The following is a 14,896-nucleotide window of genomic DNA, read 5'->3' as shown; positions in this document are numbered from 1 at the left end:
GTCCGGATTCATGATTACCCCACCGACTTGATTGAGAGGAGAGAGGATCAACTTACTTCTTGTGCTTCTCCAGAATAAGTGACCCAATCATGTCCAGCAGATGCATCCTGCCCATTGCGGTATAAGAATAATTGTAGTTATCGATATTTGTAATCTGATATACATTGTTCTGCTGAACGGCCTTTAAATTGTTCCATACTTTACTATCACTCATTTTGTTCTCGCTGTTCTCCATGAGCAGCAAATGATCCGGGTTAATAGCAGTGAGTCCTTCTAAACTCATCTCCCGTCCTCCCCAATGATCAGGCTCGGGAATGCCCTCTGTGCGTTTGAAGCCGAAATCTTTATAGATTAACTCCGCACTGCCCGTAGTTGAATAGGCCACCAGATTGCTAGGATAGGTTTCAATCATAGCAAAGCTTTCATCCTGTATAATCGGCGATAGCTTCTCCTTCCAATCCACAACCTTCTGCTCATATTCCGCCAGCCATTTATCCATCACATCCTTTTTATCAAACAGATCGGCCAAAAAGGCAAAGCGTTCCCTCCAAGCATAATAAGGGTGCGGAACAACCACCGTTGGCGCAATCTGCGACAACTTTTCGTACAGGTCTTCATTGAACAGCGTCCCTAATATGATCAAATCCGGCTCAGCAGCTGTGACAAGCTCTATATTAATCGGCTCGGCATACCAGCCCAAATTGATCGTATCGGAGGCCAACTTGTCCTTAATGGTAGGCGTGAATACTTCCCGGGTTCCATAATCCGCATTTGCTGATGCAATCGGCTTAATCCCCAGAAGCAGCAGTTCTTCCGTTGATCCCGATAAATCTGCAATCCGAGTCGGATGAAGCGGCAATTTGATTTTATCCCCTCTAGCATTCTCTATTATTTTGAAAGTCGTTTGACCGTTCTCTCCCTTTTCCCCTGTTGTCTTCGCACTACCGCAAGCTGACAGTACGAACACCATACATGCTATTGCCAAAACTAAAACCTTCTTCATCTCTTACTCCACCCTTTCCAGTATTGAGTATGCTCTAGCGTAGCTGCCAACTGAATGAATTCCGTCCCCGTACGAAGATAGTATTCGTTTCTCCATTTCCGCCCCTAAAACTAATAACGATTATCATTATCAATTAAGTCATAAAAAAAAGAGCTTCGCTTCTCGTTAGGAGGTCATTCAGCCGATATGCCCTACTATCTCATACCTGCCCTGTCAGCTGCTACCCAAATCGGGAGGGGAAAAGGACAAATCCGGATTATTGTAAAGAAAGTACACGCTCCCCGTTCAGCTTCCGGTGATGAGGGAAATATTCAGAAGGTTTCATCCCATATTTGCGCTTAAACTGTTCTGAGAAATGACCTGCCTTGCTAAAGCCTACCGCATAAGCAGCCTCCGTTATATTCACAACTCCCTCTTCCAGCATGGAATAGGCCGCCGTTAGTCTGCAATCAATCACATAGGCATGGACCGGGAAACCGAACAGCTCCTTAAAACCTTTTTTAAGCTTGTATTCGTTCAGGCATACTTGCTTGGATAATTCGCCTAGCCCTGGAGGCATCAGCAGATTGGCATCCAAAATTTCTTTGGCCCGATGAAGGGCAGCAAGATCGGTTCTGGACAAATCCGGCATAGTTAGCGGCTTCTGAAGCAGTGATTCACTAAAGTATAGGGCAATAAGCTCCAATACCTTGGCACTCAAATAAATTTGCTTCACGTCGCCCGTATACCGACAGTGTGTAATCTCGTGCGCAATTTGCTTCATGCCTGGCGTCATCTTACTACTGAATATTCCTCCCTTTTTCTCGAAAAAAGTATGCATGACCTTATCGATAGGAAGATGCTGCAACGATTGGCTGGCCATGTGCCTGTTCAGCTTCAAGGTTAATCCCTGAAAATGCCTGTGGACATCATACTCACAGCAATTGCTGCCCTCCGTGTTGAAGAAGGCCGACACCTCGCCCGAATTAAGTCCGTACTCCTTCCTATTGCCCTCGACATTCCACCAGATCGGATCACCCAGACAAAAACCAATAATGGCTGAGTCCTCTGCTTCTTTGCTGCTCATCACCATATGTTTATGAAAACGCACATCACAAAGCACCAACTCGACAGCAGCAAGTGGCTGCATACGCTGCCAAGAGCCGTTTCCAATCTCAAACGGAACTTTCACTTGATGCTCCAGGGCATCTGCACTGTACATGCGATTCAAATGAGCAGTCAATTCACAGCCTCTATTTTGTTTATTTTCGATTTTACACCAGTGTCGTTGGATGTCCTCCATGCTGTTTTACCCCCGATACTTTTTTTCCATTATATTAGTTTGGATCGAGAAGTTAAACAGGAAAAGCGTCATCCACCTTCAGTTAGATGTATTCAAAACTTACAATCTATTTCGCCTTTCATGATTTCACGGTCCTTGTCCAGTCCGGTAAAATGCTCCTCAAGCTGCTCCCGCTCTTGTAGCTGCCGTCGGCATTCTATGTGACTTTCCAAAAGTAGTTGAGCGCACAGGGAATATGGCCGGCTTCTTAAGCATGCTTTGGGCCGTAGAACTTATTATACGGTTTCTCCATTCTATTTTTTCTGTCCAGTATTATCCCATTGCCCGTGACAAGTGGTCGGCCATTCTGCCTGTGGCGATGATCGTTGTTCTAGTGGAACTACTTGTTTTCTGGGAATTCTACAGTTAAGCATTTAGGGAAAACCGTTCAATAAACCATACAGATTCGCTAACTTGCATTGCAATATAGTCAATGGTATACTACCAATATCAGCTACCTTGCATTGCAATATAGCCTTTGTTTTATAACACAAGTAGTTTGCAATACAAATAGCAAGGAGGGAATATGGCTTGGATAGTCAGATGCTGAAGGGCTTGCTGGAGGGCTGCATACTTTCAATTATTTGGGAGAAGGAAGTATACGGATATGAGCTGAGCGAAAAACTGCATGAGGCAGGGCTGACGATGGTTAAGGAAGGAAGCATTTACCCGCTACTGCTGCGCATGCAAAAAAATGAGCTTATTGTAGGAACCATGAAGCCCTCTGCAACTGGTCCTGACCGAAAATATTATCGTCTTACTGCCAAGGGTGAACGCGCATTGCAGCTGTTTGATGAAAGCTGGGCACAGTTATACATGGCTATCGCTTATTTAAGGAGGAATCGCGATGAACACCAAGCAAATGATTCTATTGAACAATGAACGCCGCAAGCTTTTGAGCGATGAGAATTTGGCCGCTTATGAGAATGCTATGGTTTACATCCGACTGAATGCCCGATCCGAATATATCACGGAAAGTGTATTGCTCGAGCTGCTTGAGCATTTAATTGAAGCACAGCAGCATGAAAAAAACGCTCAGGATGTTTTTGGCGATGATCTTCACGCTTACTGCGATGCACTAATTGCCAACATCCCTCATCAAAGCAAGAAGTCCTGGGTGCTTGATGTGCTCAATTATACGGCCATTCTGCTAGGTTCGCTATTTGCCGTACAAACGATCGTTCAACTGCTCTCTTATTTCATCCCCTCTCTTAAAGTGGAGCATATCAGTATGGTGCCTATTCTGATCATAGTCGTTTTAAGCGGAATTGTTATACTTGTGCTGTTGTATGCACTTAAAGCTACTGTCTTCGGGCGCAAATCCTGGTTTATTCTCAGCGGCGTCACGTATATCTTAGCCCTCGCCATCTATGTATATTCAACCTTTCTGTTTAAAGATGTCTGGACTGTACCCATCAACTTCTGGTCCAGCTTGGCTTTCACCGCTGTCATGTTCGCCTTATCGTGGCTGTTCAAACAGCTATCCAGAAAAGCTGACCGTTCTTGACCATGGCCATCCTCAAGCTGCCGCTTGGGGATCTTCTTTTTGCCATTGATATCCCTTCCATCTGCGGAGTCACATGCGAATACTGTCCAGTGTCATATTGAGCTTGCAATGACCGAGTCGGCTAGACATGGTCTTCAGAGGTGTAAATTATCTGCCACCATTTTGTTGACGCCTTTTTGACCTCGGCACCTCTCAGCGTAACGCAAGAAGTACATCGCCTCATGAGCGATGTACTCTGAGTCACATACTAGCACTCAATAGTATTCTTCCGCGACTATGCCTACCCTCACTTCGCAAGTGTGCCTCCCTTACGTCGCTCAGCGGGTAAATCCTGTCAATTTCCGCTTTAATTGTGCCATCCGCAAGCAGTTGCGCTATCGCTTTATTATCATCATACGTAGGAGATGCGGTGCTATGTTTGGCTGTAACTTTGAATTCATTTGCTTTCTCTTGGGAGGGCGGTTGCACTAACGAGACGAGGCATCCACCCCGTTTCAATACCGACCATGCTCGATCTAGCGCACTTCCCCCGAACAAAACGCTTTGGAAAATTACATAGCGCGTTGCCGCACGTTACGCGAAAAGTACTGACACAACAACTTCGGGAGCTGGAAGATAACGGTGTCGTCATCAGAACCGTATTTCCACAAGTTTCTCCTAAAGTGGAATATTCTCTTAGTGATTACGGCAAGACTCTCATTCCGATTATGAGCTCGCTATCTGGTTGGGGACAAGCACACGCCGAACGCGACAATCATGACAGAGCCAACCAGGCTGATGGCTGATATTCATAATCGGATGCTTCTACAACTTAAACAATCGCAGATACAACCGTTCTGTTTCACAATTGGTCTGTAACATTTCCGCCCCTTCAGATCCATATTAATATTAATCCTATTTATTACATCTACATGACTACTATAATTTGAATGGGCTGTTGTTATCCTGCCTGTTCGTTTAGCGATTTTGCTTCAATGGGCTCTTGTTTGCAAACTGTTGAACGAACAACCCAAAAAGGGCTGTGACAGGTTTGCTCCTAACTTGTCACAGCCCCCAAACCCGCATCCGACGCGGTTTTACGCCTTCTCTTCATCCCCCACCGCAATTGATTCTACTCCTAGTTAATCCAATCGCGCCAGCCATTGGATTAGTTACTGGGCGAAAATCTCGAACTGCGCACCGGCATCTCCGGCAAAAACTATGGATCCTCCCCTAGGCAACGTAACCTGATCCTTGTCTTCAATGATACTGAAGTAGATACATTTGCCATTCGCATCATAAACGGCGAAGGAGGCGTTCGAGGGCATGCTCACCTTAACGTTTTTGCCCACGTCTTCCTCGCTTATCGTATACCACTTAGCGTATCCGCTCGATGGAATGATAACGTTTGACTCCTTAGCGATATTCAGTGGCTTCACGTTATCCTCGCTCACTAAGATCATTCCACGTTGTTCCAGGTACTCAATGCCTTCCTCCGTAAAAAAAGTTAAACCTGAGAGATCCCGTCCATTCACTCCCGGAATTTGCAATTCGGAGATTGCCGTATTGGGGCCTGTTATACGTTTATCCAAAACATACCCCGGCAATTGCTTGGACACATTCAATTGATAGGACATCTGCACCAAATAAACGAACGACGTATACTTCTCATTCAGCAAATAATACCTTTTGCCATCGCGCCTACTCCATGCCTCTGTTACCTCTGACGGAAGAGCCCCAGGCTGAAGTTTCTCGGCAGAGTACATAGAATAGGCTGTCTGCCCAAGGCCCGGCAGCGAAGAATATGAGTTAACCTGGAAATAGGTGCGGCCGTTCTCCTCCGTTACGAAGCTGGCCATCACACTTCCGTCCCCACTCCGGAACGTGCCGTCCGACGTATATCTATAGGACTGGGCCTGATTATTGGTCGGCTGCTCCGGAGTGACGGACATAAGGCCGCTTTCCGTAATATTAATATTCATCGTTGCATCAGACGAGCCATAGATCCCCGCATACTGGAGCATGGACTTCGGCATATCGGCCTTTACCGGCACGCCATACGACTTCTCAGTCTTGAACTCGGCTATTGTCCCTTTCTCCTTCAGCGCCTGAAGCAGGATCTCGTTCGCCAGAAGCTGGTTGTATACGCCGGATCCGCCAGAAGAGACGACAGCTGCCGCTATATCCTGCTCGGGAAGCACAACGAGTGACGCTTGATAGAGAACCGTGGCCCCGCCTTTGGCCAGCGCCTTCATCCCATATTCGCTGAAGGGATACAGATTAACACTATCCCAGCCAAGACCGTATGCCATTGAGTTATCCGCCTCATCAGGCCACAAAGACGTCTTGTATTCGTTCTGGGTCATGGCTTCAGCTGATTGGCCGGACAATATTTGTACCGCTCCCCCTGTAAATAGTTGCGAGAATCGAACCAAGTCCTCTGCAGTAGAATAGATGCCCCCAGATCCTATTGCGTTGGTTGTTTGGTTTGGAAGTTGTCCGGTATAGGCAGGATAATAGAGTCCCGCCATCTCGGCCGCGTTCGGAGAATCGAGCGGTGTCACCGTATGGGTCATACCAAGAGGCTCCGTAATATATCGATGGATATAAGAGGTAAATTCCATACCGCTGACATACTCGACCAGAATCTCAGCCAGCGTAAATCCGTCATTGCAGTATACCGAGAATGCGCCCGGGTCCGCCTTCAAGGTCTGTCCGGCCAGTTGCGTCAGAAGTATGTCGTGGGCGTAAGTATCGTTATCTTCGAATAGATAGATATTTGTCGCCGATGTTCCATTCAGACCGGAAGAGTGATTTAACAGCATACGCGGCGTAATCTGCTTATAACGCTCATCCTTCATCGTAAACTCGGGGATATACTGGACGACCGGCGTATCGAGATCGATTTTCCCCAGATCGACCAACTGCATGACGGCAACCGTGGTGAATATTTTGCTGACAGAGCCTGTCCCATACATCGTGTCTTTCGTGAGCGGTCTCTGTCCTTGCTCATCATTCTTCCCAGTTTGGCCAGACACGACAATATGGCCTTGATCGATAATGGCGTACTGCACACTGTTCGTGTCGTATACTTTCGTGAGAAGATCAGCCTTCTCCCTTGCAACTTTCCGGGTTTCTTCGTAGTTGATCGCAGCTTCATTCGGATCGGTCACCTCGGACGTATTCGGCGCCATCGTCGAATTCTGCGTCTCTACTGGTGTATTGACTCCATCACAAGAGGTTAGCAGAAAACAGAAAGCTAGTAATATCAGGAAGGTCAAGCGAGTATTCTTAAACACCTGTCGTAGAAAGCTCATACTTTGTATCCCCCTTACTTATATTTAGATGGATTATAATGGATAGACCTTTGATTTTCCTTTGAAAAACGATTACATCTTGAGTTTGTAGCCTAAGCCTCGTACCTTTTGAATACGCATGCCAGGGTAACTCGTTTATTGCCTCTTTGTTGACTTCAAAGCATAAAAAAACATCGCCGGGGCGCTTTGGCCACATGGCGATGTATTCAAAATTTATATCCTATTATCTATCTGTCTACGCTTCAGCCGGTCCGAACACCGGGGCTAGCCGGGAATTGGATAGTTGTTCGCTTAGGCCAAAATATTCGCAGAAATTCATGATCATCGGGTTCCATTTGGACGGATCAACATAATTCGGATGCTCTTTCATCGTCAAATGTTGTGCAACGTGAATTTTCCCAATGCGGACCTCCAAGGCAACTAGCGAGCTTGGCTCTTCGAAAGGGTGTATCTTGACGAGCTTCGCCTCCAAGTGAATGGGACATTGTTGCACCCGAGGCGCCATGACCTCCCGGGATGGCAGAGGGGTCAATTTCGACACCCCGAATTTATCCGCTTCGAATCGATAGCCCCTCGCTGCCTTGGATTCCGGGACCGGGTTTCGTCCGGTTAGTAGGGTGAGACGTTCGATCGCCGGGATTAAGTCAATGGACGGTAAGTTCAGCACACATTCTCCCTCTCTTATCATATTTCGAGCAGTCTGCGATTTATGGCTCAGCCCGAGCATGCAAGATCGATTCAACCACCAGGCCGATGACATAGGCGCCAAGTTTGGAGTTCCATCTTCATTTATCGTACTGATCAGCACAACAGATGAGCCAAAATAAAGGATTTTAGGTTTGATTTCAACATGCGTTGTCATACTCATAACGCTCATTCCTCCTCCAGATGATCATGTGCACCCAATGTAGCACAGATAGGGAGGCAATTATACGAATTGGGAATAGGATAGCAAGAACGCAAAATAGAGCTGTACAATATATCATGCTTCAAACGGAATGGCTGCTGATTTGAGATTTACATACTGTAATTGCCTTTCGACTTCCCAAATAGCCACCGGATTCTCGCTAACCCCAGTCCCAATAATCCATCTTCTGTGCCAGTACCCCGATCAGATTTCCTTCATCCAAGCCGAGATAACCCCCAATCCGGAAGGAGTGAGGTACATCGGAATAAGGATAGGTAATCAAGGACATCCGCCCAGATTGCTCCGTCCCGTGCTTATCAGTCAGGCGAATGTCTATCTGATAGCTATAAGCCGTATTTCGTTGCCCAGTCAATGGATTTTTCACCACGTCTCTCGTCGCCCAAATACCGCCCTCCCGCTGAAGCCGATACCCCAACCGCGTAAACTCCTCCATTCCTTGGACAAAACGTTCTTTACTGTAGGCGACAAACGTCTCGTATGTCATGCCCTCATAAATGGCCCGCTGCGCTTCAGAAAGTCCCCGTTCGAGTGATAAGTCATGCTGCAGATCTGCATATTCCTGCTCCATGTTAAAATAATCAAACGCAGACGCATGGTTGCCCTTTTCCAGTTCATCAATAAAGCGCATTGCCTGATAATGATCATAGGCATTGCGAAAGGACAGCCCCTCGCCTGTGGCCTCGTTCAGTCCCAACCAACTGGCAGGCACAATTACTATCAGCAATAGAAGTACCCGCAGCACCCTGGGTCTACGCAAGCGCTGCATAATCTTTACTGCCTGCCGGTCCCTCTCAAGTGGTGAGATGGGCAAGCCCGCTCCAATCAGAGCGCCAGGATCGCCGTGGTCAATATGACTGCCATGATCACCATATTCTTCCTGACCATCAGTCTCGCGGTACGCCCCCTCTTCACTTCCCTGCGGGAATTTCGCCATAATTACCGTATCATTAGCGATCTCCTGCACCATACGTTCGCACAAGCTGCGGCATGCAGGACAGGTCTTGAGATGCTCTTCGACCATGCGATGACTCTGTGGTGTACATTCGCGCTCAACATATAGGGGCAGCAAATCGTGCACAATGCCGCAAACACTCTCGTTATCCAGATTCTGCTTCATTCCTCCACCTCCATTTGCTGAATAAGGCGTTTCTTCGCCCGAGAGTATGTAATTTTAGCCCAGCCTTCCGTTCTACCAAATAACTCAGCAATCTCGCGGAATTTCAGCTCACCAAACACGCGAAGAGTGAATACCTCCTTGTAGGGCTCAGGCATGCCGTGCAGCACGCGATGTAGCGCTGTTGCCTGTTCCCTCTTCACAAGCCCGGCAACAAATTCACCGCGGTTGTGAGGAGTAGCGACCACCTCTTTTTGCTGCATCCGTTGCAGTTGGCTGCTGCGCTGTTCCCTGCTTCCGCGCTTGATTGCATTCAAGTACAAATTACGAGCAATTTTACATAACCAGGTATATAAGGAGCTGTCGCCTCTAAATCTTCCTATATGTAAAAATGCACGATAAAAAGTCTCCTGCGTCAGCTCCTCCGCCTGATCCCAATCCCCTGTCAACGACAGCACATAACGGAAAACCTGATCCGCGTATGCTTTATAGACATCAGCAAAGCCTTCCAGCCCGTCCCCTCCCTTCTGTCCGCTACCTATTAGACAACCAAGCACCTAAAAGGATACAACCTTTTCCAACAAATTTCGGCATAAGCAACATGCACAATATGGGCAACTAGCAAAAACAGAACCTGCGCAGCTGAATGCTAAAACCCTCATACGGTTAATTTTCCACCATATTATACTAGTCCTCGGGCAGATTCCGCTGGTCGAGATCGAGTTCGTGCCCGGGTTTGGAGGTAGCACAAAATGTTTTCAGAAGGTGAGAATTAGCTCATTGTTGATTTTGATCTCCTGAGCCAAACGCAAAGAAGTACATCGCCACATAAGCGATGTACTCCAATTTAGATACTAGTATGCTGACTAAGCTTTCTCCTCTTCCCCCACCGCAATCGGATTCTCGCTATACGAGATTCAATTGCTCCAACTGTCGTACGCCTAAATTAAGGTTCCTTGTATTGGCAAAGATATTGTCACATGTCGAAATTGGGAATATTTACTTGATTATATAGAACAAATAGACTAACATTAATATAGGTAAATTGTACTGTTTTCAAACTTAATATCGAGTCCATAGGAAGAGCAGACTGTCGAAGATCTTGTACCACATATTGCAACTTTTACAAAAGACGTCGAATTATTATTTCAAGAACTGGAGGGGTTAGGATGTCCGTAAGCGACTACTTTAGTCAGTTTTGTTCTAATCTTAGAATGAGTAATTCTACTGTCAGTACAATTCAACAAAGATATAAACAAATAACAAAGCGTATAAATCAGGATTACTGGGATAGCACTTCTGAAACATCTCATAGTCTATATGTTGGCTCGTACGGTCGGGGAACAGAGATTTGGACAAGCGATATTGATATGATCGTGCAATTACCTTATTCGACATATCAAAAATTTAATAATTATAGCGGCAATGGACAATCAGCATTATTGCAAGAGGTAAAAGGTGTTCTTCAAAAAACATATAGTAGCTCCTACATTAAGGGTGACGGTCAGGTAGTAGGGATAAATTTCACTGACAATATTAATTTTGAAATAGTACCAGCATTTCTCAATGATGATCATAGAAGTTACACTTATCCAGACACTAATAATGGAGGAAGTTGGAAAACAACTGATCCAAGGAAAGAAATCGAAGCCATGAATGAAAGGAATAAGGAAACAAATAAGAATTTGAAAAGGCTTTGCCGCATGGCACGTGCGTGGAAAGGGTACTGTGATGTACCAATGAGCGGTATACTAATTGATACATTAGCTTATAAATTTATCGGTCAATGGGAGTATAAAGATAAGTCATATTTATATTATGACTTCATGAGTAGAGACTTTTTTAAATATCTCAAAAATTTAGATACAACGCAAAACTACTGGTTGGCACCGGGAAGTGGTCGTTATGTTTGGAAAGATAAAAACTTCCAAAGTAAGGCTGCAACTGCATACAACAATGCATTAACTGCAATCGACTACCAAGAAAAAGGATATACTACATCAGCGAAACAAACGTGGAGGACAATTTATGGAACGAAGTTCCCAAGTTAGTCAGGGATATAAATTGGAATCACAGATCCGAGAGGCATATGGTCGGATAGTCTATAGTTTCACTTGTCACAATAAAATTGTTCATAGAATGTTGTCCAAGAATGAAAAAATTAAAATACTTCAGATAGTATTCTCTGCCCTTACTACTGGCGGTTTCATTATTTCAATTATCGCAGATGAAAAGATTGCAAGTATTTTAGGTGCTTTTGTCTCAGTCACTCTACTGATTTTGAATGCGTACACTAAGAATTTTGATTTAGTTGAGACTGCTCAAAGTCATCAAAAAGCAGCAGATGCACTCTGGGTAATACGGGAAGAGTACGTATCTCTGTTAACCGACTTCGATATATTGGATGATTCTTCAATAATGGCTAAAAGAGATGAGCTTCAGAATAGAACCGCTGAGGTATATGCCCAGTCGCCAAAAACAGATGCCAAAAGCTACTCTGAAGCTCAAAAAGCATTAAAGACAGAAGAAGAGCAAACTTTCAGCGATGACGAGATTGATGTTATGTTGCCTAATTCCATAAGAAGGAATAATAGAAAGTGGAAAGATTAAAGTTTTTTTCAAATATACCGCTTCGGATAATGGAGGAAGCACAATGGCTATGATACAAAATTATTATCCACTTGACCATATAAAAATTTCACAGGAAACCGTTGAAAAACAAGAAGCAGGAATATTAAATTATCTTAATAAAAACAACTATATTCATTTAAGTGATCAATTATCCAGCATAAGTAGGATAAAGTTAACGTATACAAAAGAGACTTATGACTTTGAAATCGAGAAAGTTAACAACCTATTGTCTGATTTTTTGGCTTTTCAGGAAGCATTGTTTAATTTAATGACAGACGGAAAAATTATTCCAATATATATATCTAACTATTCAAGTTACAATTTAGAAAGAGCAGGTAGAGTTCAAATCACATATGAAGAAAGACAATCAATGATGACAACTTCTGGTACAACAGAAATTTCTATTCCAATATTTGTTCATGGCACTTTTATGCTCAAACCTTCATTAAGAAAATAATGAATCACCGTCCGATTCATATACTTCAATTTAGAAATTTGTTGAATAATTGTTGATTCCGTTTGTCAAAATGCTTTGTTGTTAAATCAAAAAAATAATTCCCTGAGGGCCGTGGAATGCTATACCACTAAGGTGAGGCGTCCCGACCCTGTCTTTGGTTTTTACTGTCATTTTAAGTGTACGAGCAGATATCTACTTAAAGCCGAGCTACGAGTTTTTTCAGGAGCATATTGTTGACTCTTTGTGGACTCTAGAAATAGAAAAGTACATCATCGGGGCGTGTAAGCCGTATGGCGATGTATTCACGCTTTGCATACTGTTATACGCCATGCCCTTCTTCCTCGTCCCCAACCGCCACCGGATTCTCGCTATACGATATCCAATCACTCCAGCTGTCTGTTATGCTCTGAAAATGGTTACAGGCGCAAATTCGTGGTATGGACAGCGCAACTTTGAACCGTTAGCATCATTGCATTACCGCCATCGCTGATCAAGGATCTTCCACTCCACTGCCAAGATCAAGCGCTTGGTTTGCGACACGCCAACGCTATCGACTCGGAAAACGAGAGACTTGATCAAAGTAAGGGATACTAAGTAATTTTATTTCTGACGTATATCAACTTAACCTTTGATCCTGCACTCTTTCTGGTGTCAATCTCGTATCTATCCAAGCTACTTATTAGTGGGGTTAGTTTTTGAAAACCATAATTTCTAGAATCAAAGTCAGGTTTTTTCTTCAATAACAAATTTCCTACATTTGCAAGAAATGCCCACCCATTTTCGTCTGCAAGATCATCTATCGAACTTGAAATTAGATTAATAATCTCATCTCCAATCCTTTCTGTAGCTGATTCATATTCTTGAACTGAGAAGGTAACACTTTCGCCAATTGATATAGAGATATTATTGGCAGCTATTACTTCTATGTATGTAAATTTATCACATGATACTCTGAAAGGCTCCGGCGTTTTTCGCTCACCGAATCCATATACTTTCAAGCCCGATTCCCGTAACCTAGTGGCTAATCTAGTAAAATCACTATCACTTGATAGAATACAGAATCCTTCTACTTTAGATGCGTATAAAATATCCATTGCATCTATAATTAGAGCGGAATCCGTCGAATTTTTGCCGGAAGTGTAACTGTACTGTTGAATAGGTGTAATAGCGTTTTCTAAAAGAGCTGCTTTCCAGCCTGAAATCGTCGGAGCAGTCCAATCCCCGTATATTCTTTTAATAGTAGGAGTACCATACTTAGTTATTTCTTCCAGTATACCTTTGATATTTTTGTAGGATACATTATCAGCATCAATAAGTACTGCTAATCTTAGATCTTTGTCATCAGACATATTCTCTTTTCCCCCTACACAAAGTTAATATTAAATGTACAAAAAACTACAATTGGAAATCATCTACTAGTCATTCTATCACAAAGGAATTTTCATGTTTAGCATAAAGTCATCAATTAATGTATATTTTCAACTTCGACAAGCATAAGCGAGATAAGGGTTGGTACAGTCATTCTCCAGAGGAGAGGCCTCCGGTCTTCTTTGTGTGCGTACAGCCGCAAGGATGCTCATTCCCAGCGGGGTTGTAGACGTATCTGAGATCATAGAAATAGACGCTCGGTCCGAGGCTTCCTGAAAATGGTTTCAGAGAGCGAACGTTGATTCCGTGTTGATCTCGAGCGTAAAAAATACATCGCCCAAGGCCCGCGGCCTGCATGAGCGATGTACTCCGAATCACATACTGCTATGTCGCTTAAGCCTTCTCCTCTTCCCCCACCGCAATCGGATTCTCCCTATACGAAATCCAATCACTCCAGCTCCCCGCATACAGCTTCACATTCTCGTACCCCGCTTCGCGGAGCGCAAGCACATTAGGCGTTGCCGAGATGCCGGAGCCGCAGTAGACGATGATTTCCTCTTCCTTCGGCAGCTTCGCGAAGCGCTCACGGAGCTGCTCCGGCGACTTCCAGGAGCCATCATCGAGCAGCGCATCCTTCCAGAAATAATGGAGCGCACCTGGTATATGTCCCGCGACCGGATCGAACGGCGCTTCCACACCAGAGTATTGCGCGGCGTCACGCGAGTCCACCAGTCTCGCGCCGCTCTTGCCGCTTCCAGCGGATGCGACACGCACCTCGTCTACACCAACGAGCCAATCGGCTTGAACCGCCGGCACAAACTCGCGCGACTCAGCGTCAACCGACGCCTCCGTCGCTACCTCTCCGCCAGCAGCCGTCCAAGCGGAATAACCGCCGTCCAGCACCTGCACGCGCTCCGCCCCCAAGTAACCAAGCACCCACCATAGTCTCGAAGCCGCTGGACCATTGCCATCTTCATAAGCAACGACAGCCGTATCGCGATCAATGCCGAGCGACCCGAACAAGGCAGCCAGCTCCTCTGATGAAGGCAGCGGACTGCGTCCCCCATGCTCCTCTGCCGGGCGGGTCAAGTCTGCCTTGAAGTCGATAAAGTGCGCACCAGGCAGATGCCCCTTCTCATAAGCCTCATGTCCATACGAAGATTCCTTGGGATTAAATCGTACATCCAGAAGCACGATTCGCTCTCCGTTATTCAGCCTTGCCTTCAATTGTTCTACACTCACCACGTTAGACGTCATTCCCTTTCACACTC

The 14,896-nt window shown here is 45.1% G+C and carries 15 protein-coding genes; 6 read left to right on the top strand and 9 right to left on the bottom strand.

The window, feature by feature from the left end:
• Window positions 1-52 precede the first annotated feature (52 nt).
• Together AC0YNW_RS08755 and AC0YNW_RS08750 are read right to left on the bottom strand one after the other, a co-directional pair.
• On the bottom strand, window positions 53-1,003 hold the full coding sequence (locus AC0YNW_RS08755; protein WP_475831611.1) for an ABC transporter substrate-binding protein: 951 nt from the start codon (window positions 1,001-1,003) through the stop codon (window positions 53-55).
• A gap of 256 nt (window positions 1,004-1,259) precedes the next feature.
• Window positions 1,260-2,285, bottom strand: coding sequence for a helix-turn-helix domain-containing protein (locus AC0YNW_RS08750; protein ID WP_475831610.1), 1,026 nt, complete (start codon window positions 2,283-2,285; stop codon window positions 1,260-1,262).
• Window positions 2,286-2,855: 570 nt separating this feature from the next.
• Here AC0YNW_RS08750 and AC0YNW_RS08745 point away from each other — a divergent pair.
• Complete coding sequence (locus AC0YNW_RS08745; RefSeq protein ID WP_475831609.1) at window positions 2,856-3,206, top strand: PadR family transcriptional regulator; 351 nt, start codon at window positions 2,856-2,858, stop codon at window positions 3,204-3,206.
• Window positions 3,172-3,831: a hypothetical protein gene (locus AC0YNW_RS08740; protein ID WP_475831608.1), complete on the top strand. Its 660-nt coding sequence runs from the start codon at window positions 3,172-3,174 to the stop codon at window positions 3,829-3,831. The genes AC0YNW_RS08745 and AC0YNW_RS08740 overlap by 35 nt, the downstream gene beginning before the upstream one ends.
• Before the next feature lie 240 nt (window positions 3,832-4,071).
• Here the strand turns inward: AC0YNW_RS08740 and AC0YNW_RS08735 are convergent, their stop codons facing one another.
• Entirely contained in the window at window positions 4,072-4,329 is a 258-nt protein-coding gene (locus AC0YNW_RS08735; RefSeq protein WP_475831607.1) for a zinc-binding dehydrogenase, read from the bottom strand.
• A gap of 8 nt (window positions 4,330-4,337) precedes the next feature.
• Between AC0YNW_RS08735 and AC0YNW_RS08730 the strand changes: the two genes are divergently transcribed.
• The gene (locus tag AC0YNW_RS08730) at window positions 4,338-4,616 is read left to right on the top strand and encodes a winged helix-turn-helix transcriptional regulator (protein WP_475831606.1); all 279 of its coding nucleotides are present in this window, start codon (window positions 4,338-4,340) and stop codon (window positions 4,614-4,616) included.
• Window positions 4,617-4,982: 366 nt separating this feature from the next.
• Here AC0YNW_RS08730 and AC0YNW_RS08725 read toward each other — a convergent pair whose 3' ends face one another.
• From AC0YNW_RS08725 to AC0YNW_RS08710, 4 genes are all read right to left on the bottom strand, one after another.
• The gene (locus tag AC0YNW_RS08725; RefSeq protein ID WP_475832191.1) at window positions 4,983-7,004 is read right to left on the bottom strand and encodes a serine hydrolase domain-containing protein; all 2,022 of its coding nucleotides are present in this window, start codon (window positions 7,002-7,004) and stop codon (window positions 4,983-4,985) included.
• Window positions 7,005-7,362: 358 nt separating this feature from the next.
• The gene (locus AC0YNW_RS08720) at window positions 7,363-7,995 is read right to left on the bottom strand and encodes a flavin reductase family protein (RefSeq protein WP_475831605.1); all 633 of its coding nucleotides are present in this window, start codon (window positions 7,993-7,995) and stop codon (window positions 7,363-7,365) included.
• Window positions 7,996-8,194: 199 nt separating this feature from the next.
• Window positions 8,195-9,172 carry a zf-HC2 domain-containing protein gene (locus AC0YNW_RS08715; RefSeq protein WP_475831604.1) on the bottom strand — a complete coding sequence of 326 codons (978 nt, stop codon included), beginning with the start codon at window positions 9,170-9,172 and terminating at the stop codon, window positions 8,195-8,197.
• Window positions 9,169-9,726: an RNA polymerase sigma factor gene (locus tag AC0YNW_RS08710; protein WP_475831603.1), complete on the bottom strand. Its 558-nt coding sequence runs from the start codon at window positions 9,724-9,726 to the stop codon at window positions 9,169-9,171. Before AC0YNW_RS08710 ends, AC0YNW_RS08715 begins: the two co-directional genes overlap by 4 nt.
• Window positions 9,727-10,338: 612 nt before the next feature.
• Here AC0YNW_RS08710 and AC0YNW_RS08705 point away from each other — a divergent pair.
• From AC0YNW_RS08705 to AC0YNW_RS08695, 3 genes are read left to right on the top strand one after another with little or no spacing between them, the layout of a single operon-like run.
• Window positions 10,339-11,220 carry an SMODS domain-containing nucleotidyltransferase gene (locus AC0YNW_RS08705; protein WP_475831602.1) on the top strand — a complete coding sequence of 294 codons (882 nt, stop codon included), beginning with the start codon at window positions 10,339-10,341 and terminating at the stop codon, window positions 11,218-11,220.
• Window positions 11,198-11,779 (top strand): SLATT domain-containing protein, encoded by a 582-nt coding sequence (locus AC0YNW_RS08700; protein WP_475831601.1) that lies wholly within the window; start codon window positions 11,198-11,200, stop codon window positions 11,777-11,779. Before AC0YNW_RS08705 ends, AC0YNW_RS08700 begins: the two co-directional genes overlap by 23 nt.
• Window positions 11,780-11,822: 43 nt before the next feature.
• Window positions 11,823-12,257, top strand: coding sequence for a hypothetical protein (locus tag AC0YNW_RS08695; RefSeq protein WP_475831600.1), 435 nt, complete (start codon window positions 11,823-11,825; stop codon window positions 12,255-12,257).
• A gap of 590 nt (window positions 12,258-12,847) precedes the next feature.
• On the opposite strand, the gene AC0YNW_RS08690 is transcribed toward AC0YNW_RS08695, so the two are convergent.
• The gene (locus AC0YNW_RS08690) at window positions 12,848-13,606 is read right to left on the bottom strand and encodes an NYN domain-containing protein (RefSeq protein WP_475831599.1); all 759 of its coding nucleotides are present in this window, start codon (window positions 13,604-13,606) and stop codon (window positions 12,848-12,850) included.
• A gap of 412 nt (window positions 13,607-14,018) precedes the next feature.
• Window positions 14,019-14,882, bottom strand: a complete 864-nt coding sequence (locus AC0YNW_RS08685; RefSeq protein WP_475831598.1) for a sulfurtransferase — start codon at window positions 14,880-14,882, stop codon at window positions 14,019-14,021.
• Window positions 14,883-14,896: the final 14 nt, after the last annotated feature.

The organism is Paenibacillus sp. J31R120 (genome assembly GCF_056269225.1).
The sequence above is the reverse complement of the archived record's forward strand: the minus strand, read 5'-3'. Positions and strand labels throughout refer to the sequence as shown.